Origin of the sequence: Hymenobacter segetis (assembly GCF_038448715.1) — a bacterium.
Lineage (GTDB): Bacteria > Bacteroidota > Bacteroidia > Cytophagales > Hymenobacteraceae > Hymenobacter > Hymenobacter segetis.
The window spans coordinates 17,929-40,815 of record NZ_JBCEVZ010000016.1; the positions used below are offsets into that span (position 1 = coordinate 17,929).

Consider the following 22,887-nt stretch of genomic DNA (forward strand, 5'->3'; position numbering starts at 1 on the left):
ATTGCGAATTTTATTTTATTAGCGAATATTCGCTAATAAAATAAAATTCGCTTTACCCACGCATTTAGCTGGGCTGCCGTAGCTTCGTCAAAACGATGTCTGCGGCAAATGGCGGCGGTTTTTGCAATAGCACTACCAAGGCACAATGCCAAAATATTATTTCCTCTATGCTCAATCACGGTCAGGTCGTTCGCCTCATTTTTGGTCTGAAGCTGCGCGAGCTGCGGCAGGAGCGCAGCCTGAGCCCAGCCGAGCTGGCGCGGGTCTGCGACGTGTCGGTGAGCTATTTGAACGAGATTGAGAAGGGCAAGAAGTACCCCAAGGCCGATAAGATTCTGAGCCTGAGCAAGGCCCTGGACGTGCGCTACGACCAGCTCACCTCGCTGGAGCTGCCGCGCCGGCTGGAGCCCATTGGCGAACTGCTGAACTCGAAGCTGCTGAAGGAATTTCCGCTGGAGATGTACGGGCTGGAGCCGGCCCGCATCATCGAGCTGATTGCCAACGCGCCGGCCCGGATGAATGCTTTCATCAGCACGATTTTTGAGATTGCGCGCAACTACGAGATGCGCCAGGAGCACCTGTTTCTGGCCGCGCTGCGCTCGTTTCAGGAGATGCACGACAACTACTTCGAAGACCTGGAGCAGGACGTGCGCGCCTTCGTGGGCAGCCACCAGCTGAGCACCGCCGCGCCGTTTGACCTTAGCCAGCTGGAGCGTGTGCTGACCGGGGAATACGGCTACACGCTGGACCGTGAGACGCTGGGCCGGCACGCCGTGGCCACCCAGGCGCGGCTACGGAGCGTGTTTCAGCCCAAAACCAAGCGCCTGCTGCTGCGGCCGGGGCTGAGCCGGGGCCAGCAAGCCTTCGTGCTGGGGCGCGAGGTGGCCTTCAATTATCTGAAGCTGACGGAGCGGCCCTACGTGAGCAGCAGCTTGCAGGTGCGGTCCTTTGATGAGGTGCTGAACAACTTCAAGGCCTCCTACTTTGCCGGGGCGCTGCTGATGGAGGAGGAAAGCCTGCTGCGCGACGTGAAGAAGTTTTTCGGGGCTAAGAAGTGGCAGCCGGAGCTGCTGCTGAACCTGATGACGCAGTATGACGTGAGCCCCGAGATGTTTATGCAGCGCCTTACCACGCTGCTGCCGCGCCATTTTGGGCTGCAAAGCCTGTTCTTCCTGCGCTTCGACCAGGCCGATTCGCTCGCGCCCTATGAGCTGACCAAGGAACTGCACTTGGCCCGCCTGCACAACCCCCACGGCAACGAGCTGAACGAGCACTACTGCCGCCGCTGGGTGAGTTTGCGCCTGCTGAACGAGGCCCGCGCCCTGCCCGTGCCCGACACCGCCGCCGCCCCCGTGACCGTGGCCGGGGCGCAAAAATCCCGCTACTTCGGTACCGACGACGAGTACCTCTGCTTCACGCTGGCCCGCGCCGGCACGCCTACCCAGGTGGCGCTGAGCGTGACCATCGGCCTGCGCTGCGACGATAATTTGAAGCAACACGTCCGTTTCCTGGCCGACCCGGCCCTGCCCTTCCGCATCGTGAACGAAACCTGCGAGCGGTGTCCTATTGAGGATTGCGAGTCGCGCGCAGCGGCCCCGACGGAGATTGTGCGGCTGGCCGAGCGGGCAGCGTTTGAGGCGGCCGTGGCGGAACTTGTCGAAGGAAAAGTCTGATGCGGCGCGGCTATTTAATCGGTGGGATTTTACTGTTGTTGCTGCTCGTGGCGGGCTACGTGGGGTGGCGCGTGGCCTACCGGCCCAACGTCACGGCCTTTCCCGAAGGCCCGGCCTACCTCTATATCCGCACCGGCACGGGCTACGCGGCGGTGCTTGATTCGCTTCAAAAACACGAGCTGCTTATCGAACCCGCCACCTTCCGCTGGATGGCCGAGCACCACGACTACCCACCCCACGTGAAGCCCGGCCGCTACCGGCTCGACCCCGGCATGGGCAACATCGACCTGCTGAAAATGCTGCTATTCGGCCACCAGGACACGGTTAAATTTGAGCTGAAGCCCTTTCATTACATTGAACAGCTGCCGCGCAAGGTGTGCGGCCGGCTCGAAACCGACTCTTTCAAGCTGGAGCTTTTGCTGGGCGATAACGAGGGCCTGCAACGCCGCTACCACCTCGATACCTGCACCATTCGCACGATGTTTATCCCCGGGCAGTACCGGCTGCTGTGGAACACCAGTGCCCCGGTTTTCCTGGATACCATGGCCGCACGCTACCGCCGGTTCTGGACAGCGGAGCGCCAAGCCCGGGCCGATTCGCTGAAAATGACCCGCGTGCAGGTGAGCGTATTGGCCAGCATTGTGCAGCGCGAAACGGCCCAGCCGACGGACAAGCCCCTCATCGCCGCCGTCTACCTCAACCGCCTGCGCAACGGCCAGCCCCTGCAAGCCGACCCCACCCTGCTCTGGCCCCTGCACGGCCTGGGCACCCGCAAGCGCGTGCTGAACGTGGACAAAAAAGTGGATTCGCCCTACAACACCTACCGCCACAAGGGCCTGCCGCCCGGCCCCATCACCACGCCCCTGCCCGGCTCGCTGCTGGCCGTGCTGAAACCGGTCCACAACAACAACCTGTTCTTCTGCGCCCGCCCCGATGGCAGCGGCTTCTCCGACTTCGCCGAAACCTACGCCCAGCACAAGCTGAATGCCCGCCGCTACCAGCACCGGCTGGATAGTTTGGGGGTGAAGCGCTGAAAAATGTTTTTGGCGGGTCAATTTTGCACTTTACCAGAACAAAATTCTCTCTTAAGCACACTGGTCGAGCCCGGAGTGCTTGCGAGAGCTCTCTAAAGGGGTCCGGCCGAGTCGGGAGGGCTTGCGAGAGGTCTCGCAAGGGGTCCGGCCGAGTCAGGAGGGCTTTAGAGAGCTCTCTAAAGGGGGCCGGCCGGGACCGGAATGCTTGGGAGAGCTCTCTAAAGCCCTCCCGCTTGTACTTGGGTGCTTGGGAGAGCTCTCCCAAGGCCACCACTGGGTACTGGAGCATCGGTGGTGTCAATTCATTTCTTAACCTGGGCCCCGGGCCGGGGGCTGGCCTGCTACCCGGCGGCTGTGTACATTTGTTTCCCAATTTTCCGCAAAACCGCCCGTATGCGCCAACCTCTTCTTTTCTTGATTCCTGTCTTCTGTGGTTTAACGGCTTCCTCGGCCCTGGCTAGCGGCTACGACGGCGGCCCGCAGGGTGCCCGCGTGCTGGGCCTGGGCGGCGCCAGCACCGCCTACATCAACAGCATTGCCGGCCTGAGCACCAACCCCGGCCTGCTGGGCCAGTGGGCCGATTCGCTCACCCGCATCAGCATCGGCGGCATCGGCCAGGTGCGGCGCGGCTCCTTTGTGGGCCAGGATACCTACCAGCGCACCGACCAGGACCTGGTGGTGCAGCCCGGCGGCTATCTCTATGCCACCCACGCCCTCAACAAGCGCGTGGCCCTGGGCCTGGCCATCACCACGCCCTACGGCTACCACACCAAGTGGCCCAGCACGTGGGAAGGCCGCTCCGTGATTCAGGAAAGCCAGCTCAATACCTACTTCGTGCAGCCCACGCTGGGCTTCCGGCTCAACGACAACTTCAGCGCCGGCGTGGGCTTCGTGTATGCCTTTGGCAAGTACAGCCAGCACCGCGCCCTGGGCCAGTACGACGACCCGAACGCCCAAACCGGGCTCAGCGCCAGCGGCTCGGGCTATGGCGTGACGGCCGGCCTGTACGGCCGCAGCGGCGATAACCTGGCCTTCGGCATCAGCTACCGCAGCCCCGTGAAGCTGAAAATGAACAACGGCAGCCTCACCGCCACCGGCGTGCCCGCCCGCGACGCCAGCCTGGTGCCATCCGCCCTGGACTTTGGCACCCAGATTACCACGCCCAGCGTGCTGGCCGTGGGCATCAGCGACCGCATCACCAAAAAGCTGCTGCTCACCTTCGATTTCTCGCTGAGCGGCTGGAGCGTGGTCGACTCGCTGAAGCTGAACGTGGCCGCCACGGCCACCGCCCCCGCCCGCACCCAGAGCAGCATCCGCCGCTACGAAGACGCCCTGAGCTTCCGCGTGGGCACCGAGTATCAGGTGAACCCCAAGCTGACCGTGCTCGGCGGCTTTCACTACGACGAGACGCCCATCCGCGACGAGTACATCAACCCCGAGTTCATCGATGCCAACCGCGTGGGCGTATCGGCCGGCCTGTGCTACCAGCTCAGCAGCCGCCTGAGCCTGGAAGGCGCGTATTCCTACGACTACGGCCAGCTGCGCACCGCCCGCGTCAACCCCACCAACGCGAAGGTATCCAACGTAGCCGGCACCTACCGCCTGGCCGTCAACACGGCCTCGGTGGGCATTTCGGTGGCCTTCTAGGGCCGCCGCGCCTCCCCTCATTCTGCATTTTCGATTCCGATTTCCGCGATGAAGCATTTTTCCGTTACGCTTGCCGGCCGCACTGGCTTAGCCGCCGCTGCTGCCCTGCTGCTCAATGCCTGCGCCCCGGGCCAGGATATCCCCACCCCCACTACCGGCATCGACCTGAGCCACTACCTGGCCGTGGGCGACTCCTACACGGCCGGCCTGAGCGCGGGCGGCCTCACCCGCACCAGCCAGGAATATTCGTTTCCGAACCTGCTGGCCCAGCAGTTTGCGCTGGCTTCGGGCGGGGGCAGCTTCGGGCAGCCGCTGCTCGAAGCCGGCACCGGCACGGGCTATCTCAACCTGGTCGATTTCACGGACACCGGCGTGCCCCGGGCGCGCCGGGTAGCCGGCAGCGCCGTGCGCCGCTTCGTGGCTGACCGCAACGCCTGCGGCGGCCCCGATACCGTGCGCCTGTACACGCGCAGCACCACGGCCGGCACCCTGCCCCAGAACCTGGGTGTGCCGGGCCTCAAGCTCAGCCAGATTGAGGTGGCCGGCCTCGGCAACGAAGTCAATGCCACCCCCGGCGGCGCGTTCAACCCCTACTTTGAGCGCCTGCTGCCCGCGTCCGACAACCGCACCTACCTGGCCGCCGTGACCACGGCCGCCACTTCGGCCACCTTCTTCACCTTTTTCCAGGGCCTGGATGAGGTGATGCCCTACATCCGCAGCGGCGGCACCTGCGGCACGCTCCCCTTCAACCTCTCCACGTTGATGACCAACAACGCCAAGAAAATGCTTGACGTGTTGACGGCCAACGGGCACAAGGGCATCATCTTCCGGCTTCCCGACATCACGAGCCTGCCGTTGCTGCGCCAAGGCAAGGGCAATCTTGTGCAAGCCCGCCTGCAAGCCTACTACCACGACAAGGCCCTGATTTATATCGAAGACCCGTTCCTGCCCGGCAACGCGCAGCCCATCTCCGACGGCGACTATATTCTGGCCACGGCCCTGCCGCGCGTGGGCCAGCTCACCCCGGTGCAGGTGGGTGCCAACACGCTGATGCTGCCCTACGGCCGCGACGAGCGCAACCCCATTCGCAACGCTGATGTGCTGGACAAGGCTTCCGAGCTGAACACGCTTTCGGGCTTCATTACCGAGTACAACAGCGGCAAGACCTCGCCCAGCGGGGCCGTCATCACGCCCGGCCTCGAAGGCCTGGCCAAGGCCTACAAACTGCCCATCATCGACCCGGCCCAGGGCCTGAACACGCTCGATACGGGTGCACTGTTCACCAAAGTGAGCAATTCCGTGTCCCTCAGCGGCGTGGTCTACTCGGCCGAGCCGGTGCGGGGCAATTTCTTCTCCCTGGATTATTTCACCCTCACGCCCCGGGGCAATGCCCTGCTGGCCAACACCTGCATCACGGCCATCAACACGGCCTACCGCGCCAACATCCCAGCCATCGACGTGAACAAGCTGCCCGCTACGGCGCAGTAGTTCCGGCCCAGCCGGCTTTGTGCCGATATTACCCCGAGGCCGCTGGCCGCTGCTCCCGATGGTTCGCCATCGAAGGGCCGCGACCAGCGGCTTTGTTTTTGTTGAGGTTATTGCAGCCGGTACAGCCGCAGGGGCAGTGTGTCGGCCTGCGCGGCCCGGCAGGCGGCCAGGGTTTCGGCGTAGCCCAGCCCCGTGTACTCGGAATGTTCCAGAAACAGCAGCGGCCGGTGCAGCGCCGGCTCGGGCCAGGCCGCCACCGGCCGCTGCGCCGCCAGCGAATCGAACCGGGCCACGCCCGCCACGTGCCGGTAGCCATCGAGCAGCACGTACTGTACGCCCTGGCGGCGCAGGGCCGGCAGTTGCCGCTCGTCGGTGATTACGGTTAGGATTTGCTGGTTGTCCAGATACGGGGTCAGGTTAATGCTCACGGTGCTGGCGATGCGCGTGGCCCCGTGCTGCCGCAGCCACGCCGCCACCTGCGGGTAGTGCGTGGGCAGCGGCGCATACAGCTCCCGCTGGATGCGGAACAAATTCTGGCCCACTGCGGCCAGTAGCACTCCGGCCAGCGCCCAGCCGGGCAGCACGCGCCGGCCGCTCAGCACGGCCAGCGCCGCCAGCGGCAGGTAGGCAAACAGCAGCCCCCGGGGCGCTTTCACCACCAATGACATGCCGCCCAGCAGCAGCGCGGCCCACACCAGCAGGTAGGGCAATACCGTCCACCGCCGGGTGGCGGCCCACCCGCCGGCCCGCCACTGGCGCAGCACCAGCCACGCCGCCAGCCCCAGCCCCAGCAGCAGCAGCGGCGACTCGAAGCTGCCCAGATAACGCAGGTAGTAGGTGCTATCGAGGCTCATGGTGGCCTGCCGGCCCGCCAGGTTGGCGGTTTTGGGGAAGGCCACGCGCACGTAGAAGGCCAGCCAGCGGTACCACGGCAGCCCCACCAGCCACCCCAGCGCCCCGAACAGCACGTAAGGCGCGGCCAGAATGCCCAGCACCCGCCGCCAGGTGCGCGGCTGCCGCCACAGGCCATCGGCCTGCCACCACTCCAGCACCACGAGGATGGGAATGGCGAACAGAAACTTATAGTCCACGCTCAGGGCCAGCGCCAGCCACAGCGCCACGCGCGGCAAGGCGGCCGGGCCGGGCTGCTGCAAGCGCGCCAGATGGCTACGCAGCAGCCCCGCAAACAGCACGAGGTTGAGCGAGCTCATGGTGAAATCGCGCCCCGAAAACGTGAGCAGCAGTGAGGTGCCGCCCAGCAGCGCCAGCCCCGCCGTTTCGGGGCCGCTGAGGCGGGCTTGGCGGCCCACCCAAGCCACGAAAAATCCCAGTCCGGCCACGCCCAGCAACGCATTGATGGTTTGCAGCACCACAAACCGGTGCGCAATCAAGGCCACCGGCAGGTAGAAAACACTAAACCCTGGGCTGCCGTGGTGAAACAGCTGGGAGAAATCGCCGTGCGCCATGTCCTGGGTTATCTGCCAGTCGTGCACCGAGTCGGAGTCGGGCGCGCCGACCTCGGCCAGCCGCCACAGCCGGCTGATGGCCACGAGCAGCAGCGCCCCCAGCAGCCACCAGCGGCGGCTAGCAGAGAAGCGGGCGTTATTTGCAGGGTCAGATGGAAGCATGGGCATTGGCGCAGACGGCCGCGAAGGTCGGCACGCCCGCCGCAACATTCAGCGCAACCTCCGGCTTTACCCGTTTCACTCAAAAAAATATGCGTCTCGTTATTCAGCGCGTCAGCCAGGCCTCGGTCACCGTCGAGGGTCAGGTTACGGGCCAGATTGGCCCGGGCCTGCTGGTGCTGGCTGGCTTCGCCCCTACCGATAATCAAACCTCCCTCGCCTGGATGTGCCGCAAGCTGGTGCAGCTGCGCATTTTTGGCGACGAAAACGGCCAGATGAACCGTAGCGTACAGGATATCGGCGGGCAGGTTTTGGTGGTGAGCCAGTTCACGCTGCTGGCCGATGCCCGCAAGGGCAACCGCCCCAGCTACATCGGGGCCGCCCCGCCCGCCGTGGCAGAGCCGCTCTACGAGCAGTTTGTGGCCATGGTGGCCGCCGAGCTAAACCAGCCCGTGCCCACCGGCATCTTCGGAGCCGATATGAAAGTCAGCCTGCTTAATGACGGCCCGGTAACCATCGTGCTAGATTCCCCGGCTTAAATCCCACCTAATTTACGTTATTAATATGACCCTCGAAGAAGCCCAGAAAACCGTCGATACCTGGATTACAACTACTGGCGTCCGCTATTTCAATGAACTGACCAACATGGCTATCCTCACGGAGGAAGTGGGCGAAGTGGCCCGCCTCATTTCCCGACAATACGGCGAGCAGTCGTTCAAGGAATCGGACAAAGGCCGAGAGATGGGTGATGAATTGGCCGATGTACTGTTCGTCGTCATCTGCCTGGCCAATCAAACCGGCGTCAACCTCACCGAGGCCATGACCCGCAACCTGGCCAAGAAAACCCAGCGTGACAGCCAGCGGCATCAGGATAATGAGAAGCTGAAGTAGCTGTGCGCCTTGTCATCCTGAGCGCAGCGAAGGACCTTGTCACGTCTGAACAATTTGCTGTAAAACAGCCGATGCAGACGTGATAAGGTCCTTCGCTGCGCTCAGGATGACAAATTCCTTACCCCGATACCAGCCGGTCCTCCCGCCACACCGGCAGCACAGCATCATAAGAATCAATCCGCAAGCAGAACTCAAAATCCTTGCTGGCTTCCAGCGAATTGAGCCGCCGAACGTGGGCCGATTGCAGTAAGTACGCCGACAAATCACCCTTGCCCTGCTCCCATAAATTCAGGGCCGCCAGCGTGGCATCGGAACCGCGCACGTCAAAATCTGCGCTCAGCCGTTCGGCCAGCGCGCCACCAAACACAGTGTCTTCGAGGCAGAACTGACCTTTCCAGCCGGCGCACACCACCAGCACATCGCGCTGCTGGCGGCGGGCAAAATCAGCCACGGCCGCTAGGTTCAGAAAGCTACCGATTATTACTGATTCCGCTGCCAGCGAACGGCGCAGTGCCGCTGTGCCGTTAGTCGTGCTGATGGTGAGGGCGCGGCCGCGCACCGGCCGCGCCGCATCGAGAAAGCCAAAGGGCGAATTGCCCAAATCGAAGCCGGGAGCGGCCAGGCCGTCGCGCTCGGCGGCGGTCAGGCAGCCGTGCTCCTGCCCGTAAGCCGTGCATTCATCCAGCGAAGCCACCGGGAAAACGTGGGTTACGCCCTCCCCCAATGCAGTGACGATGGTGCTGGAAGCCCGCAGAATATCCACGATAACGGCCACCTTGCCGCGCAAATCATACAAAGGCAGCAGCTCGGGCGAAAAACAAATATCAAGTTTGGGCATGGTACTCGTGCCAGGCGGCTTACTCTTCCGTGCCTTTCGTGAGTGGCAGTTTGCTCACCGTGGCGGGCAGGTTTTTGCCGCGAATCTGCACGAAAATCTGGGTGCCGGGGGCAGCAAATTCGGTCTTCACGTAGCCTAGGCCAATGCCTTTGCTGAGCGAGGGCGACTGCGTGCCGCTGGTCACGTCACCGATTTTCTCACCGTTGGCATCTACCAGTTCGTAGTGGCCGCGCGGGATGCCGGGGCCGTCCATCACGAAGCCCACCAGCTTTTTGGTCACGCCGGCTTCCTTCTGCTTTTTGAGGTTTTCGGAATTGGTGAACTCCTTGGTGAACTTGGTAATCCAGCCCAAGCCGGCTTCGAGGGGCGAGGTCGTATCATCGATGTCGTTGCCGTAGAGGCAGTAGCCCATTTCGAGGCGCAGGGTGTCGCGGGCACCCAGGCCGATGGGCTTGATGCCATAAGGCTGGCCGGCGAGCATGATTTTATCCCAGACCATCGCCGCGCTTTCGTTCGGAATATAAAGCTCGAAGCCGCCCGCGCCGGTGTAGCCGGTGGCCGAGATAATCACGTCGGGGGCACCGGCGAAAGTGCCTTGCACGAAGGAGTAGTACGGGATGCTGCTCAAATCCACATCGGTCAGCGACTGCAAAGCGGCTTGTGCTTTCGGGCCCTGCACGGCAAACAGGCTGGTGCGGTCCGAAATATCCTCCATTTCCACGCCCTGCGTATTGTGGTGCTGAATCCAGTTCCAGTCTTTTTCGATATTGGAGGCATTGACTACCAGCAGGTAATCCTCATCGGCCAGCTTGTACACCAGCAGGTCGTCCACGATACCGCCGTCGTGGTTGGGCAGGCAGGAGTACTGGGCTTTGCCATCGGTGAGCTTGCTAGCGTCGTTGCTGGTCACGCGCTGAATGAGGTCAAGGGCCTGGGGGCCGCGCAGGCGGAACTCGCCCATGTGCGACACGTCGAAGATGCCCACGGCGCGACGCACGGTGTGGTGCTCGTCGAGGTCGGAGGAGTAGCGCACCGGCATGTCGTAGCCGGCGAAGGGCACCATTTTGGCACCCAGCTCGCGGTGCTTGCTATCGAGGGTAACGGTTTTCAGGGAAACGGTCATAGAGGAGTGACTGAGTAGCGGAGTGGCTGAGTGAGTGGGAATGCGTTTGGAGCTGCAAAGGTGGGGCAAAAAAGAAAAGCCGCTTCATTGTGAAGCGGCTTTTCCTGTAGCGTGGACTCTGCGAGTCCGCGCATCGGCGGTTTATTCGGGCGCGGACTCGCAGAGTCCACGCTACAATTACACAGCCACCATCCAATTATGCACGTCGGCACCCTCGCCGGTGCGGATGGCGTCCAAGGCTGCGCCTACGCGCTTCGAGAAAGCGTTAGGGCCCACTTCGGGCAGCTCGTAGTCGTGGCCTTCGTAGCCAATAACGGAGATGGGCGCGATGGTCGCGGCCGTGCCGGCCCCGAAGGCTTCTTCCAGCTTGCCGGCAGCTAGAGCTTCCATGATTTCGCGGCTGCTCACTTTGCGCTCTTCCACGGGCAGGCCCATGTCGTGAGCCAGCTCCAGCACGCTGCGGCGTGTGATGCCGTCGAGGATGCTGGTGCTGAGGGCGGGCGTTACTACGCGGCCGTCAATCACAAAAATGGCGTTCATCGTGCCCGATTCTTCCACGTAGCGGTGCTCCGAGGCATCGGTCCAGATGAGCTGGTTGTAGCCTTCCTGCTGGGCCAGTTTGGTGGGGTACATGGCCGCGCCGTAGTTGCCGGCGTTCTTGGCGTAGCCCGCGCCACCTTCGGCCGAGCGCACGTACTTCTGCTCGAAGCGCACGCGCAGCGGCTTGTTGTAGTACAGGCCTACGGGGCAGGTGAAAATCACGAAGCGGTACGCCTCCGACGGCCGCACGCCGATGAAGCCATCGGTGGCAAACATGAAGGGACGGATGTAGAGCGAGCTGCCGGCAAACGTGGGCACCCAGCCCGCATCGAGCTTGATGAGCTCGCGCAGGCCCTGCATAAACAGCTCTTCCGGGATGGTGGGCATGCACATGCGCTCGGCCGAGGCATTGAGACGCGCCCAGTTATCGAGGGGGCGAAACAGGGCCACGCCACCATCATTCTGGTGGTAGGCCTTCATGCCTTCAAAAATGGCCTGGCCGTAGTGCAGAGCCGAATTGGCAGGGCTCACCGAGAGGTCGCCGTAGGGCAAAATCTGGGCGTCCTGCCACTCGCCGTCGCGGTAATCCACCACGAACATATGGTCAGCGAAAACTTTGCCGAATTCGAGGTGCTCGAAGTCCTGCGTGGCCAGCCGCGAAGCCGTGGTTGGCTGCGTGTGAATCGGAAGAGTGTCTATCATAAAAAGGCAATTAGGCGGTACGCGTGGGTGGGATTTTCCGAGTACGGAATTGGAGAGGGTGAGGGTAATTAAAAAGCAAAGGTCGGCAGTTGCCCGGAATCAGTCAGCTCACCGGCTTTGTCGAAGACTGGAGTGGGGTTAGCCGGGCTTCTTTCTGCATGACGCTCAAAGGGGTTGTTTCAGTTCACAGCCGGGCTTGCCAGGTCACTTCTTCCACGCCCAGCTCGTGGGCCATGGCCCGGCTCAGCACAAACAGGAAATCGGACAGGCGGTTCAGATACACCACCACCAATTCAGCCACAAAAGCGTCTTCGGCCAGGTGAATGACGAGGCGCTCGGCGCGGCGGCACACGCAACGGGCTACGTGGGCGTGGCTTACGGCCGGATGCCCGCCGGGCAGAATAAAGGCACGCAGCTCGGGCAAATCGAGGTTGAGACGGTCCATTTCGTCTTCCAGCAGCGTCACATCAGCGGCGTGCAGGTCGGGTAGCTTCATTTTCGACTTCTCGGGGTCGGCCGCCAGGGCCGAGCCGATGGTGAACAGCCGGTCTTGGATTTCCTTCAACAGCGGTCGGCGGCCGGCATTCACCTCCTGGTCGCGCACCAGTCCGATGTGGGAGTTTAGCTCATCTACCGTGCCGTAGCACTCGATGCGCAGGCTGCTCTTGGGTACGCGGGTGCCGCCGATGAGGGACGTGAGGCCTTTGTCGCCGGTTTTGGTGTAGATTTTCATTTGGCTTGAAAACGGTTTATAACGGTAATACCGACCGTTTTTAGTGGCCGACGACGGCGTGCTTCATCACGTCATGGTTGATTTCATCCGTTTCCACCAGCCCGTCGCGCAGGCGCACAATGCGGTGAGCATAGCGGGCGATATCCTCTTCGTGCGTCACCATGATGATGGTATTGCCTTTAGAATACAGCGCCTCAAACAGGTCCATGATTTCGTGGCTGGTTTTTGAGTCGAGAGCACCGGTGGGTTCATCGGCCAGCAGCACGCTGGGGTTGTTGACGAGGGCGCGGGCAATGGCCACGCGCTGGCGCTGGCCGCCGCTCAGTTCGTTGGGACGGTGCGAAGCGCGGTCGGCCAGGCCTACCGAGCGCAGGCTTTCCATGGCGCGCTCCGTGCGGTCGCGCTTGCTCAGGCCGGCGTAGATGAGCGGCAGGGCCACGTTATCCAAGGCCGAGGCGCGGGGCAGCAGGTTGAAACTCTGGAAAACGAAGCCGATTTCTTTGTTGCGCACTTCGGCCAGCTGGTTGTCGCTCATACGGCTCACGTCCTGCCCGTTGAGGATGTACTGGCCCTTGCTGGGTGTATCGAGGCAGCCCACGATGTTCATCAGCGTCGACTTGCCCGAACCCGACGGCCCCATAAACGCCACGTACTCGCCGCGCGGAATCTTGATGCTCACCGAGCGCAGCGCGTGGATTTCCTCCGTGCCCATCACGTAGGTTTTGGCGATGTCCGTGGTTTCAATAACGTTCGGATTCATGGAGCAAAGGGGCTTATTGCAGAGGTGAGGGAGCGGGCGCTTGGGAGAAGGACGCCCCGGCCGCCGCGCGGGCTGCCTGATGGGCGGCGTACTCCGTTGCTAAAGTAGCATAAGTATCGGGCGGCAGCTGACTGCGCAGCTGGGCCAGAGCATCGGCGGCGTACTCGGTCAGGCCGGCATCGGCGGCAGCCAGCACGTAGGCCCTCAACAGCGGCAGCGACTCCGGGTTTTCGTCAAGCCCGGTACGCAACGCCGAGTAGGCCGCCGTGTAGTCATGTCGGCGCGTGTAGAAGTTAGCGGCAGCGAGGATGGCCGGGGCATTAAAAGGAGCTTCGCGCACGATGCGCTGGTAGCTTTTGGCGGCGGCAGTTGCGTTGCGCTGCTGCTCAGCACGCCGGGCCTCGGCCAGCCAGGCCATACCCACGCGGCCGGTCGTATCGGCAGCCGGCATCGGGCGGCCAGCCGCCAGCAACTGCTGTGCCTGCCTCCCCTGCCGCTGCTGGACCGAATCGGGTGAAGCCAGGAGCCGCGCCGTGGCCACCCGCACCGAGTCGGTATTGCCGCTCAGGGCTAAGGCATATATCCGCATTTCGGCGGACTGGGGAGCTCCGTGCGACGAGGCAAAAGCCAGTTGGTCAGCGGCAGTAGCATATTGGCCCTGCTGGAGCTGCCACAGCGCCAGCAGCTGCTGGAAATAGCCCGAGGTAGCCGTATTGCCCGCCGCCAGTGGCAGGAGCAGCTGCCGCGCCACCAGCTCCTGCCCCAGCGCGTGCCGCGCCAGCGCCTGCAGAAACAGGAGCTGCTCGTAGTAGTCGGCGTTGGCCGACTGCGTGGCCAGGCGGTTGAGTTGAGAGAGTAAGGCAGGCGTGAGTTGGGCTTTGCGCCGGGCCACGTCCCACAGCACCGCGTGGTAGAGCTGGGCAAAGCTGGCATCGTCCAGCACCTGCACATTGACGGCCGGGGCGGTAGGTGAGGGCTCCATTGGTGTAGCGGTACGGAGCTGGAGCAGCGCGAAGTTGCTCATCAGGGCCGGCTCAGTGGTTTTCAGATTCAGTTGGGCGCCGCGTTTGCGAGCTTCGGCCAGTAGGTTTTGGCTGAGTAAAAAGGCCAGCTGATTGGTGCGACTGGCATAGCTGCCGGGGGCCAACTGCTCGGCTTTGTCGAGGTAGAAGGCGACGGAATCGGTTATCGTGGTGCGGGTGAATAGCTGGGCCAAATCGCCGGCCAGTGCCGCGCTGCGCGGGTGTGATTTCAGGCCGCCGCGCAGGATGTCGAGGCCTTCGAACAGGTCATCCGGGTCGTTATAAAGCGTGGCCAGGCGCAGCGAAACCTTCTCATCCGGTCCGCGCAGCAGGGCACGGCGCAGGGAGATTATTTCATTACGACGCTGCTGACGGAAGCGGAAAATCGCCGCCCGGCCAAATTCGGCGTGGCGGTTGGCGCGGTACAGCACGTCGCCGCTTTCGGCGTAGTAGCGCTCGGCCAGGCCGGCGAGGCTGAGGTCGTCGGGAGCAGCTTCGCTTTGCTGGCGCGTAAGGTCGCCGAGGTTATTGTACTGGCCGGCCATCACCTGGTTGGGCAATGGGAAATCCTGGCGCGACTGCACCAGCACCAAGCCCCCTATCGACAAAATATAGACCGAATAAAAAGGCAGTCGGCGCGGCTCAAACACCACCCGATAAACCCGCAGCCGCTGCCGGATGAGCGGCGCAAAATTCACCAGCACATACAGCAGAAACGGCGCGCCCAGCAACAGCAGCGCCAGCCCCGTGAAGCTGCGGGCCGCCACCAACAGCGGCGTATTGGCCGTGGCAAAGGCATAGCCCAGCGCTCCGGCCGCGCCCAGCACCACCAGCGGGTAGAGCTGCGCCATTCCTGGGGCATACGGCACCCAGGCTGCGTAGCTGGGTGCCCGCAAGCGCAGGCCCAGCCAGCTAGCCACCACGGCCGGCAGCAGCAGCACCAGCGGGTCAAGGTTCAGCCCCGGCAGCAATTGCAGCGCGTCATCATTCCAAACGTAAAGCGCGAGTACGCCCAGATAGAGCAGGCTGGCCGCCACAAACGGCAGCAAGCCAAACCGTCCGCCCGGCTGCTCCGCCTGCGTATTAAACCACATCAAAGCCCGGATATTCTCAATGCCCACCCACAACACCAGCAGCACCACCAGCACCGCGCCGCCCGGCGTGGCATAAGCCGCCAGCTGCAACACAGTATCCACAACGGGTAACTGGCTTTGGGCAAGTAGCAACGCGCTCAGCCCAGCCACCACGCAACCCATCACCACGGCCCGCCGCCGGAGCGGCCAGCCCTCGGCAAAAGCGTGCAAGGCGAAGCCAATGCCGCCCACCAGCCCCAGCATCAGGTACAGGAAATACCGCTCACTGGTATTGAAAATGCCCAGCGACTCGGTATTGAGCGACAGCAGCAGGAAGATAATGGGCACCATGCCCGCCACAAAAGCCGTGCGCGCCAGCGTACTCACCACCGCCACCCAGCCCGCCAGCACCACCGCCAGCAGCACCAGAAACACGCCCGCCGCCACGGGCTGCGTAAACGGCCCCGCCACGTCGTGCGTCAGCGTCACGATGAAGCCGCTGGCCTGCACCGGCAGGTGTACCGGGCCGGCCGCTACGCTGTCCAGCGTCAGCGGCGTGGCTTGCAGGTGCGCCACTTCGCGCACGGGCAGGGTGCTGTTTTCGCCCGTGAAATAATAAAAGATGGTCAGGCCCACGGCCAGCGCGGCCAGCCAGACCAGCCAGCCGGGCCGCGCGACGGCGCGACGGCTTATAGATTGCGGCGTCACCAACTATTCCAGCACTTTGGGCACCCGGAAGTAGTCCGAATCCTTGCGGGGCGCATTGCGCAGGCCATCCTGATGGCTCACGGTGTTGCGGGCTTCATCGTCGCGCAGCACGTTTATTTCCTGCGACAGGTGCACCAGCGGCTCCACGCCCGTCGTGTCGAGGCCTTCGAGCTGGGCCACAAAATCGAGGATGTTATTCAGGTCGCCGAGCATTTGCTGCTCGCGGGTTTCGTCAAATTCGAGGCGGGCCAGGTGGGCCAGGCCGCGCAGGGTACCAAGGTCGGTGCTCATGCTAATTATGAGTTTTGAATTATGAATTATGAGTTGGTGGGCTGCCGTGGTTCCGGCGAAGCGGAAACGGCAGCCGGGGCGCGCCAGGTGCTGCGGCCGGGCTTCACGGCACCTTCGGGCAGGAAATCGGCGGCCAGCTGGGCATATACCCGCGCCTTCAGCTCGGGTATATCGGCCAGGGTGAGGCCGGCAGTGGGAATGGGTGGATGAAAAACGATTTTGAGCCGGTGGTAGCGCACGCGCAGGTCCTTCTCCACGTCGGGCATAAACATATGGTTCAGCGGCATCCCTACCGGCACAATGGGCACCCCAGCTTCGATGGCCATCTGAAACGCGCCATCCAGAAACGGCAGCAGTTCCTTACCCGGCGTGGGCGAAATGCGGCCTTCGGCAAAAATGGCAATACTGTTGCCAGCGGCAAGGGTGCGCCGGGCCGCCACCATGGCCCGGCCCCGGCTCACGGCACTGGCCCGGTCCACGGTAATATAGACGTTGCCAAACAGTGGGCCCCACACCGGCACGCGGGCCAGCGAGGCCTTGCCCATCATGTTCAGAAAGCCCGGGATGTACTTAAACAGCATCATGATGTCGATGTACGAGCCGTGATTGGCCACGTACACGCAGGGCTGTGGGTTGGGGCCTTTGCTCTCGCGCACCACTTCCACCGGCACGCCCCACATCGTAATAGAGAGCCACGACCAGAAGCGGTTCAGCGCGTGCACCACCCCGCCCCCCGTGGGCCGCCGGCTGAAATACCATTGAAAAGGGTAAATCAGCACGAATGGAATAATGAACCACACCACCGCCCAAGTGGTGTAAAGGCGCTGGCCGAGGTAACGAAGCATATGGCGCATGGCAGCAAAGTTAGGCTAGTTGGCCGTTGTGCGTTGCGCAAAGCCATTGGGCCAGGCCGCGCCAGCCCCCAGGCAGTGGCAAAAGTCTTCTGCTGAAGCGCTACTACGTGCGGGCGGCCAGCACTTTCTCCGCCTTCAGCAGGCCGGCTACGCTGATGCCGTCCGTAATCCGGTCGTCCATCACCATCCGAACGGCTTCGGCCAGCGGCAGCTTCCACAAGCGTAGGTCTTCGGTTTCCTCGGGCTCCAATTCGCCTTGGGTCAGGTCTTCGGCCAGGTACACGAAGCCTTCCTCATCCGTCACCGAATTGGAGGTGTGCAGGCGGGCAATGCGCGTCCAGCGGGCCGCCGTGAGGCCGGTTTCTTCCTTCAACTCACGCTGAGCCGATTCCAGAATGTCCAGCTCTACCAGGCCGCCGCCCATCGGAATTTCCCAGCTGTACTCATTCAGCGGGTAGCGGTACTGGCCCACCAGCCAGGTATTGCCCTCGGCATCGACGGGCACAATACCCAGCGCCTTGTTCTTCATCGTCACCACGCCGTAGATGCCCCGGCCGCCGCCGGGGTTCTGCACCTGGTCTTCGCGCACCGAAATCCACGGGTTATGGTATTTGATTTCGCTGCTGAGCGTGTGCCAAGGGTTGTGGGTTTCGTCCACGTCGGGGCGGGCTGCGGATTGCATGGCTATTTGCGAGAAATTGATGGAGTAGGGAATGCAAAACTACGCTTACCGCTGCTTTACCCGAGTTACCGTTCGGCGATGTTTACCCGTCATCCGCCGTGAAAAACATGCCGTTGGCCGCTTAAATGTCCAGATTAATCTAGTAGCACTTGCGTTGCCCCCTTTTGATTTCGTAGCTTTGACCCATAAGTACCCCCGCACGGGCTGGAAATGTGGAAAGGAAGGACCTCTCGTGCGGCGGCGCTCTGGCTGAAAAGGTGGGGTAGACACCTCCAAAGCCGGACCCGCCACTTTAAGGTCGTCACCCTCGGGTGGCGACCTTTTTTTGTGCCCTGACCGTGCCCAAATGCGTTTCTGGTGGGCAGTTGAGCTTCCGTCGGGCTTAACCCTGACGGGCGGGCCGCCGTACCACCATCATCTGGCTGCATACATCCCGGCCGGCACCTTCCCCTATGGCTAAGCCCAATTCCAACTCCAAGCAAAACCCCACTCCGGAAGAACACGACCCGCTTTTCAACCTGAAGCACGCGCAGGCCGAAGCCGACCTAGCCCAGAACACGCAGGGCCTCGGCCCCGTCACCAACGAATACATCTCGACCGACGAAGACACGGAAATCGATGAAGGCCCCCGCGACAGCCAAGGCCAGCGCCGGGGCGAAACCACGCCTACGGACCTGGGCAGCGCCGCCGGCAGCCACTAGTCAGCCGCAACCACCACAAAGGGAGCGGGGGAAGAAAGTAACTTTGCACAAAAGTTATTCTCTTCCCCCGTTCCCTTTTCTTTTGCTAATAGCTACTTACACCGGCCACGCCCTCGAAGCGGGCCTCGATGAAGCCGGACGCGGCTGCCTGGCCGGCCCGGTTTTCGCGGCCGCCGTTATTCTGCCGCCCGACTTTGCCCCGCAATTCCTCAACGATTCCAAGCAACTCAGCGCCAAACGGCGCGACGCCCTGCGGCCCATCATCTGTGCCGAAGCTGTGGCGTGGGCCGTGGGTCAGGCCTCGGTAGAGGAGATTACCAGCATCAATATTGCGCAGGCCAGCTACCTGGCCATGCACCGGGCAGTGGCGGCACTCAATATTGAACCCGCGCATCTTTTAGTAGATGGCAACCGCTTTACGCCAATGGCGGGTTTTGCGCACACCTGCATTATTGGCGGCGATGGCCTTTACCGCAACATTGCCGCCGCTTCCATCCTAGCCAAAACCTTTCGGGACGAGCATATGATGGCCCTGGCCGAAGAATTCCCGGAGTATGGCTGGCAGCAGAATGCGGGCTACCCGACGGCCAGTCATCGGGCGGCCATTCGGGCGCACGGCACTAGCCCGCACCACCGAATGGGGTTTCGGCTGCTGTAATAGCCTCCACTCTAAATACGGAGCTAGTCCTTGAGCTTGAGCAGGTCCAGAAACAGGCTGAATCCGTCCACGCTGGTTCCCCCCTCGCCAAATGTATCGAAACTAAGGGGCTTGATAATGTAGCCACTCACGGCCAGCTCCTGCGCTTTCAGGCGGTCCGACTCGAGGTCGGAGGTCGTCATAATGAAGACGTTCAGATTCACGAATTCGGGGTCGGAGCGCAGCACTTCCAGCAGTTCCAGGCCATTCATGCGCGGCATGTTGATGTCGAGCATCACCAGGCTGGGCTTGGCTATTTTGGGTTCATCGCCCTCGCCGCGCAGCATACGGAGGGCATCACGGCCATTGCGGGCGTGGATGAGGGGCACGTTGATGTTTTGGCGGCGCAGCTCGCGCTGCACGTTCATCACGTCCATCTGGTCGTCTTCCACGAGCAGGATGCTGGGCGTGGGATGGTCGGCGGACATAGGCTTGGCAATTGGCAACAGCGGGAAAATGCCCGCAAACAGCAGTTCGAAGCTGCTATGAAGTAGCGGTTGATACGGTAGAAATGACTGGCGTGGCTACCGTAGCAGCCACATTTTTGGTTTTAGGCGGGTGCTTGGGCCAGGTGAAAATGAACTTAGCGCCCTGACCTTCGGCCGATTTGACGCTGATGCGCCCCCCTTGCCGCTCCACAATTTTTTTCACGATGGCCAGCCCCACGCCGGTGCTTTCGAAGGTATCACGTTCCGTCAGGGTCTGAAAGATGACAAAAATACGGTCGTGGTATTCCGGGTCAATACCCGGTCCGTCATCGGCCACCGAAAACGAGTAGAACTCGCCGGCATCGTCGCAGCCGATGTGCACGGTGCCCGTCGCGGGGTGGTCGTGGTACTTCACCGCATTGCTGATGAGGTTGGTGAAGACCTGCTGGAGCTGCACGGCATTGGTGGTGAGCGTGGGCAGAAAGAAAGGAAGCTCGACCTTAAAGCCAGTGGGCAGATGCAAGCTGTCGATGATTTCGCGCAGCAAGGTGCGCACGAATACTGTTTCGTTTGCCTGCGTGGTCCGGCCCACGCGCGCCAGGTCCAGAATACCGCTGATGAGCTTCTCCATGCGATGCACCCGCTGGCGCATCATGCCCAGAAACTCGCGGATATGCGGCGGCAGCGCGTCCTTGCCCATGTCCTCCTCAATCCAGCGCGAAGCACTTTCAATGCCGCGCAGCGGGGCCTTCAAATCGTGCGATACGACGTAGGCAAACTGGTCGAGCTCCTGATTGCGGCTTTCGAGCTGGTTGATGTTGGCTCCCACGGTGCGGGCCATCACGTTCAGGGCGGCCGTGAGCTCGCTCACTTCGTCCTGTTCATTGTCGACAATCTGGGTGTCGTAGTCGCCGTCGGCCATGCGCCGGGCCAGGTTCAGCATACCGCGCAGCCGCCGGGCAAACGTCCGCACGATGTACAGCGCCCACAGCAGCCCCAGCACCAGCGCCATAATAGCCAGCCCGACCGACAGCCATTCGGCCCGGGTAATGCTGTCGTTCAGGCGTTGGCGCATGGCCTTGCGCGAGGCCGCTTCCGTCAGCTCAAATTTATTGAGCCGAAACCGGATATTGTCCATCAGCTGCTTGCCCGTGAGGGTTTCGGCTAGGCGGTGGTGCGGCATGTCGTCCAGGCCGCGCTGCAATGGGTTGCGGCGGCGGGCCTCACGCTTTTCAGCAATCAGCAAATGGCTGTATCCCAGCCACTGCTGAAAAAGCCGCTGGGTCTGGTCAATCAACTGCACCTGCTCGGGGCTTTCTTCAGCCAGCGTGCGCAGCTGCGCAAACCGGCCAATCAGGTCGCGCTCCCCCGCATAGTAGGTGTCCAGCGTCAGCTCATTGCCGATGAGGACGTAGCCCCGAAATCCGGTTTCCATGTCCACGATATTGCGCAGCATGCTCACGGCCTCGTTCGAAACGTGCTGAGACGCTTCTACCTGCCGGGAGTTGCGTAGCACCTGGCCCGCCAGCTTGTATGAGAACAGGACAATCACCGAAAACAGCGCCAGCAAAAGCACAAATCCGGCAAACAGCTTCGTGGTAAGGGTTATTTTCATGCACTGGTGCGCGGGCGCATCACTTCGGGTCAGGAGGCCCTGGTACGGAGCTTGGCTTCCATGGTTTGGAGCAGGCCCATCATTTCATCGGCGATGACCTGCAGCGGGGCGTAGCCTGCCCCCGCCTCTTCTACGTTGCCGGCGAGGTAGAGGTCCATCAGCCGGTTGGCTTCTTTGTGAATCAGCACATGCTGTTGGTCAAACTGCCGAGCTTCGGGCAGGTGCGCGTACACGCCGGTTCCGCGCATGCGGGTGGCTATCCACAGGCCCAGGCCACATTGCTCGGGGTCCCGCAGCGGGCCTTCGCTGCCCCCATTGCCAAAGAGAAAGGAGCGCAGCTTGCTCTTAAAATGTACGTGCTTGATGCGGGCAGAATCAAAATCCTGTTTCAGGTCTTCCGTGGTCATGGACAAATTTATACCGGTAGGCAAGCGTATGGTGCAAACCACCTGTCGCAAAACCGGGAGCTGCCCCTGTAAGATGGGGATATAAGGCCGAGCAGCTCGGCTGGTTCCATAGGTACGCCGCAGGGCCGGGGTCGGTTGCCGCTTTGGAATTCGGTACTTTCGCGGTTCACTTATTCTCCTGGGTGAGCCTTCGGCGCTGCCACCGGCCACCTTTCACCATTTCCCCCACCATGACCCAAGACCAGATTAAGGACTTGAAGGGCCGCGCCGAGGCCCTGAGGAGGTATCTTTGACTACGATGCCCGCAAAGAACAATTAGCCGCTTACGAGGCTAAAACCACGGCCCCCGGCTTCTGGGACGACTCCAAAGCCGCCGAAGCCACGCTCCGCGAAATCAAGCCCATCAAAACCTGGACCGACGATTTTGAGGCCGTGCAGCAAGCACTGGCTGACACCGAAGTGCTCTACGACTTCTATAAAGAAGGCGACGTGACCGAGGCCGAAATACAGGCCGACTACGACACCACTCTCAAGAAACTGGAAGCGCTGGAGTTTAAGCGCATGCTTTCGGACGAGGAAGACCAGTTGTCGGCCATCATCGATATCAACCCCGGGGCCGGTGGCACCGAAAGCCAGGACTGGGCCGAAATGCTCATGCGCATGTACATCATGTGGGCCGAAAGCCACGGCTTTGGCGTGAAGCAAATCAGCTATCAGCCTGGCGAAGGCGCAGGCATTAAGTCGGCTTCCCTCGAAATCGACGGCGACTTCGCCTATGGCTACCTGAAGAGTGAAATCGGCGTGCACCGTCTTGTGCGGATGTCGCCGTTCGACAGCAGCGGGCGGCGGCACACGTCATTCGCGTCCGTGTTTGCCTACCCGGTGATTGATGACACTATCAACATCGAAATCAACCCCGCCGACATCTCCTGGGACACGTTCCGGGCCGGCGGCGCGGGCGGCCAGAACGTGAACAAGGTGGAAACCGCCGTGCGCCTCACCCACGCGCCGTCCGGCATCATCATCGCCGTGCAGATTGAGCGTAGCCAGCTCATGAACAAGGAGCATGCCCTACGCATGCTCAAATCGCGCCTCTACCAGATTGAGATGGACAAGCGCCATGCTGAGCGCGACAAGGTGGAAGCCACCAAGAAGCGCATCGACTTCGGCTCCCAGATTCGCAACTACGTGCTTCACCCCTACAAGCTCATCAAAGACCTCCGTACCGGCATCGAGCGCACCGACGTGCAGAACGTCCTCGATGGGGATTTGGACGAGTTCATCAAGGGCTTTCTGATGCAGAGCTAGGTAAGATAACGCAGCTACTTTCTTCTTAGCCGCTCCATCTCAACAGT

The 22,887-nt window shown here is 62.1% G+C and carries 22 protein-coding genes; 9 read left to right on the forward strand and 13 right to left on the reverse strand.

The features are described from left to right. Nucleotides 1-167 precede the first annotated feature (167 nt). From AAFH49_RS08715 to AAFH49_RS08730, 4 genes are all read left to right on the forward strand, one after another. Nucleotides 168-1,673: a helix-turn-helix domain-containing protein gene (locus tag AAFH49_RS08715; protein WP_342297375.1), complete on the forward strand. Its 1,506-nt coding sequence runs from the start codon at nt 168-170 to the stop codon at nt 1,671-1,673. Beyond that, nucleotides 1,673-2,707, forward strand: coding sequence for an endolytic transglycosylase MltG (gene mltG, locus AAFH49_RS08720; RefSeq protein WP_342297377.1), 1,035 nt, complete (start codon nt 1,673-1,675; stop codon nt 2,705-2,707). Before AAFH49_RS08715 ends, mltG begins: the two co-directional genes overlap by 1 nt. A 414-nt stretch (nt 2,708-3,121) precedes the next feature. Continuing rightward, nucleotides 3,122-4,354, forward strand: coding sequence for an OmpP1/FadL family transporter (locus tag AAFH49_RS08725; RefSeq protein ID WP_342297379.1), 1,233 nt, complete (start codon nt 3,122-3,124; stop codon nt 4,352-4,354). A gap of 48 nt (nt 4,355-4,402) precedes the next feature. Further along, nucleotides 4,403-5,842, forward strand: a complete 1,440-nt coding sequence (locus tag AAFH49_RS08730) for a hypothetical protein (RefSeq protein WP_342297381.1) — start codon at nt 4,403-4,405, stop codon at nt 5,840-5,842. 107 nt (nt 5,843-5,949) lie between these two features. On the opposite strand, the gene AAFH49_RS08735 is transcribed toward AAFH49_RS08730, so the two are convergent. Further along, on the reverse strand, nt 5,950-7,470 hold the full coding sequence (locus AAFH49_RS08735; protein ID WP_342297384.1) for a hypothetical protein: 1,521 nt from the start codon (nt 7,468-7,470) through the stop codon (nt 5,950-5,952). 89 nt (nt 7,471-7,559) lie between these two features. Between AAFH49_RS08735 and dtd the strand changes: the two genes are divergently transcribed. After that, on the forward strand, nt 7,560-8,006 hold the full coding sequence (gene dtd / locus AAFH49_RS08740) for a D-aminoacyl-tRNA deacylase (RefSeq protein ID WP_342297385.1): 447 nt from the start codon (nt 7,560-7,562) through the stop codon (nt 8,004-8,006). A gap of 25 nt (nt 8,007-8,031) precedes the next feature. Continuing rightward, nucleotides 8,032-8,358, forward strand: a complete 327-nt coding sequence (locus AAFH49_RS08745) for a nucleotide pyrophosphohydrolase (protein WP_342297388.1) — start codon at nt 8,032-8,034, stop codon at nt 8,356-8,358. A 118-nt stretch (nt 8,359-8,476) separates the two neighbouring features. Here the strand turns inward: AAFH49_RS08745 and AAFH49_RS08750 are convergent, their stop codons facing one another. The 9 genes from AAFH49_RS08750 to AAFH49_RS08790 form a co-directional block, all read right to left on the reverse strand. Further along, a complete protein-coding gene (locus tag AAFH49_RS08750) occupies nt 8,477-9,196 on the reverse strand; it encodes a 2-phosphosulfolactate phosphatase (protein ID WP_342297390.1) in 720 nt (239 codons plus the stop codon). Between the two features lie 19 nt (nt 9,197-9,215). Continuing rightward, complete coding sequence (gene gcvT / locus AAFH49_RS08755; RefSeq protein WP_342297391.1) at nt 9,216-10,319, reverse strand: glycine cleavage system aminomethyltransferase GcvT; 1,104 nt, start codon at nt 10,317-10,319, stop codon at nt 9,216-9,218. 177 nt (nt 10,320-10,496) lie between these two features. After that, nucleotides 10,497-11,561 carry a branched-chain amino acid aminotransferase gene (locus AAFH49_RS08760; RefSeq protein WP_342297393.1) on the reverse strand — a complete coding sequence of 355 codons (1,065 nt, stop codon included), beginning with the start codon at nt 11,559-11,561 and terminating at the stop codon, nt 10,497-10,499. Between the two features lie 184 nt (nt 11,562-11,745). Further along, complete coding sequence (locus AAFH49_RS08765; RefSeq protein WP_342297395.1) at nt 11,746-12,294, reverse strand: cob(I)yrinic acid a,c-diamide adenosyltransferase; 549 nt, start codon at nt 12,292-12,294, stop codon at nt 11,746-11,748. A gap of 40 nt (nt 12,295-12,334) precedes the next feature. Beyond that, complete coding sequence (locus AAFH49_RS08770) at nt 12,335-13,054, reverse strand: ABC transporter ATP-binding protein (RefSeq protein WP_342297397.1); 720 nt, start codon at nt 13,052-13,054, stop codon at nt 12,335-12,337. Nucleotides 13,055-13,067: 13 nt separating this feature from the next. Continuing rightward, complete coding sequence (locus AAFH49_RS08775) at nt 13,068-15,857, reverse strand: tetratricopeptide repeat protein (protein ID WP_342297399.1); 2,790 nt, start codon at nt 15,855-15,857, stop codon at nt 13,068-13,070. 3 nt (nt 15,858-15,860) lie between these two features. After that, entirely contained in the window at nt 15,861-16,148 is a 288-nt protein-coding gene (gatC, locus tag AAFH49_RS08780) for an Asp-tRNA(Asn)/Glu-tRNA(Gln) amidotransferase subunit GatC (RefSeq protein WP_168671800.1), read from the reverse strand. A 26-nt stretch (nt 16,149-16,174) separates the two neighbouring features. Beyond that, complete coding sequence (locus AAFH49_RS08785; protein WP_342297402.1) at nt 16,175-17,002, reverse strand: lysophospholipid acyltransferase family protein; 828 nt, start codon at nt 17,000-17,002, stop codon at nt 16,175-16,177. A 103-nt stretch (nt 17,003-17,105) separates the two neighbouring features. Continuing rightward, the gene (locus tag AAFH49_RS08790; protein WP_342297404.1) at nt 17,106-17,684 is read right to left on the reverse strand and encodes an NUDIX domain-containing protein; all 579 of its coding nucleotides are present in this window, start codon (nt 17,682-17,684) and stop codon (nt 17,106-17,108) included. Between the two features lie 452 nt (nt 17,685-18,136). Here AAFH49_RS08790 and AAFH49_RS08795 point away from each other — a divergent pair, with 452 nt between their 5' ends. Continuing rightward, on the forward strand, nt 18,137-18,385 hold the full coding sequence (locus AAFH49_RS08795; protein ID WP_342297406.1) for a hypothetical protein: 249 nt from the start codon (nt 18,137-18,139) through the stop codon (nt 18,383-18,385). Nucleotides 18,386-18,467: 82 nt separating this feature from the next. Beyond that, nucleotides 18,468-19,043, forward strand: a complete 576-nt coding sequence (locus AAFH49_RS08800) for a ribonuclease HII (protein WP_342297407.1) — start codon at nt 18,468-18,470, stop codon at nt 19,041-19,043. Between the two features lie 23 nt (nt 19,044-19,066). On the opposite strand, the gene AAFH49_RS08805 is transcribed toward AAFH49_RS08800, so the two are convergent. Genes AAFH49_RS08805 through AAFH49_RS08815 form a run of 3 tightly spaced genes read right to left on the reverse strand, consistent with a single transcriptional unit; the run spans nt 19,067 to nt 21,532 of the window. Then, nucleotides 19,067-19,510, reverse strand: coding sequence for a response regulator (locus AAFH49_RS08805; protein ID WP_342297408.1), 444 nt, complete (start codon nt 19,508-19,510; stop codon nt 19,067-19,069). 55 nt (nt 19,511-19,565) lie between these two features. Next, the gene (locus AAFH49_RS08810; protein ID WP_342297410.1) at nt 19,566-21,125 is read right to left on the reverse strand and encodes a sensor histidine kinase; all 1,560 of its coding nucleotides are present in this window, start codon (nt 21,123-21,125) and stop codon (nt 19,566-19,568) included. Between the two features lie 29 nt (nt 21,126-21,154). Continuing rightward, nucleotides 21,155-21,532, reverse strand: coding sequence for a CZB domain-containing protein (locus AAFH49_RS08815; RefSeq protein WP_342297411.1), 378 nt, complete (start codon nt 21,530-21,532; stop codon nt 21,155-21,157). 230 nt (nt 21,533-21,762) lie between these two features. Here AAFH49_RS08815 and prfB point away from each other — a divergent pair. Then, nucleotides 21,763-22,840, forward strand: a protein-coding gene (gene prfB / locus AAFH49_RS08820; RefSeq protein ID WP_342297413.1) for a peptide chain release factor 2 whose coding sequence is annotated in 2 segments (ribosomal slippage) — nt 21,763-21,822 and nt 21,824-22,840 — 1,077 coding nt in all. Because the reading frame shifts where the segments join, the coding sequence is not laid out codon by codon here. Nucleotides 22,841-22,887: the final 47 nt, after the last annotated feature.

Coding starts and splice junctions, on each gene's coding strand:
- AAFH49_RS08715 (WP_342297375.1), top strand. CDS start 168: ATGCTCAATCACGGTCAGGTCGTTCGCCTCATTTTTGGTCTGAAGCTG.
- AAFH49_RS08760 (WP_342297393.1), bottom strand. CDS start 11,561: ATGATAGACACTCTTCCGATTCACACGCAGCCAACCACGGCTTCGCGG.
- AAFH49_RS08770 (WP_342297397.1), bottom strand. CDS start 13,054: ATGAATCCGAACGTTATTGAAACCACGGACATCGCCAAAACCTACGTG.
- AAFH49_RS08805 (WP_342297408.1), bottom strand. CDS start 19,510: ATGTCCGCCGACCATCCCACGCCCAGCATCCTGCTCGTGGAAGACGAC.
- mltG (WP_342297377.1), top strand. CDS start 1,673: ATGCGGCGCGGCTATTTAATCGGTGGGATTTTACTGTTGTTGCTGCTC.
- AAFH49_RS08815 (WP_342297411.1), bottom strand. CDS start 21,532: ATGACCACGGAAGACCTGAAACAGGATTTTGATTCTGCCCGCATCAAG.
- AAFH49_RS08765 (WP_342297395.1), bottom strand. CDS start 12,294: ATGAAAATCTACACCAAAACCGGCGACAAAGGCCTCACGTCCCTCATC.
- gatC (WP_168671800.1), bottom strand. CDS start 16,148: ATGAGCACCGACCTTGGTACCCTGCGCGGCCTGGCCCACCTGGCCCGC.
- AAFH49_RS08730 (WP_342297381.1), top strand. CDS start 4,403: ATGAAGCATTTTTCCGTTACGCTTGCCGGCCGCACTGGCTTAGCCGCC.
- AAFH49_RS08785 (WP_342297402.1), bottom strand. CDS start 17,002: ATGCGCCATATGCTTCGTTACCTCGGCCAGCGCCTTTACACCACTTGG.
- AAFH49_RS08795 (WP_342297406.1), top strand. CDS start 18,137: ATGGCTAAGCCCAATTCCAACTCCAAGCAAAACCCCACTCCGGAAGAA.
- AAFH49_RS08790 (WP_342297404.1), bottom strand. CDS start 17,684: ATGCAATCCGCAGCCCGCCCCGACGTGGACGAAACCCACAACCCTTGG.
- AAFH49_RS08810 (WP_342297410.1), bottom strand. CDS start 21,125: ATGAAAATAACCCTTACCACGAAGCTGTTTGCCGGATTTGTGCTTTTG.
- dtd (WP_342297385.1), top strand. CDS start 7,560: ATGCGTCTCGTTATTCAGCGCGTCAGCCAGGCCTCGGTCACCGTCGAG.
- AAFH49_RS08745 (WP_342297388.1), top strand. CDS start 8,032: ATGACCCTCGAAGAAGCCCAGAAAACCGTCGATACCTGGATTACAACT.
- gcvT (WP_342297391.1), bottom strand. CDS start 10,319: ATGACCGTTTCCCTGAAAACCGTTACCCTCGATAGCAAGCACCGCGAG.
- AAFH49_RS08735 (WP_342297384.1), bottom strand. CDS start 7,470: ATGCTTCCATCTGACCCTGCAAATAACGCCCGCTTCTCTGCTAGCCGC.
- AAFH49_RS08750 (WP_342297390.1), bottom strand. CDS start 9,196: ATGCCCAAACTTGATATTTGTTTTTCGCCCGAGCTGCTGCCTTTGTAT.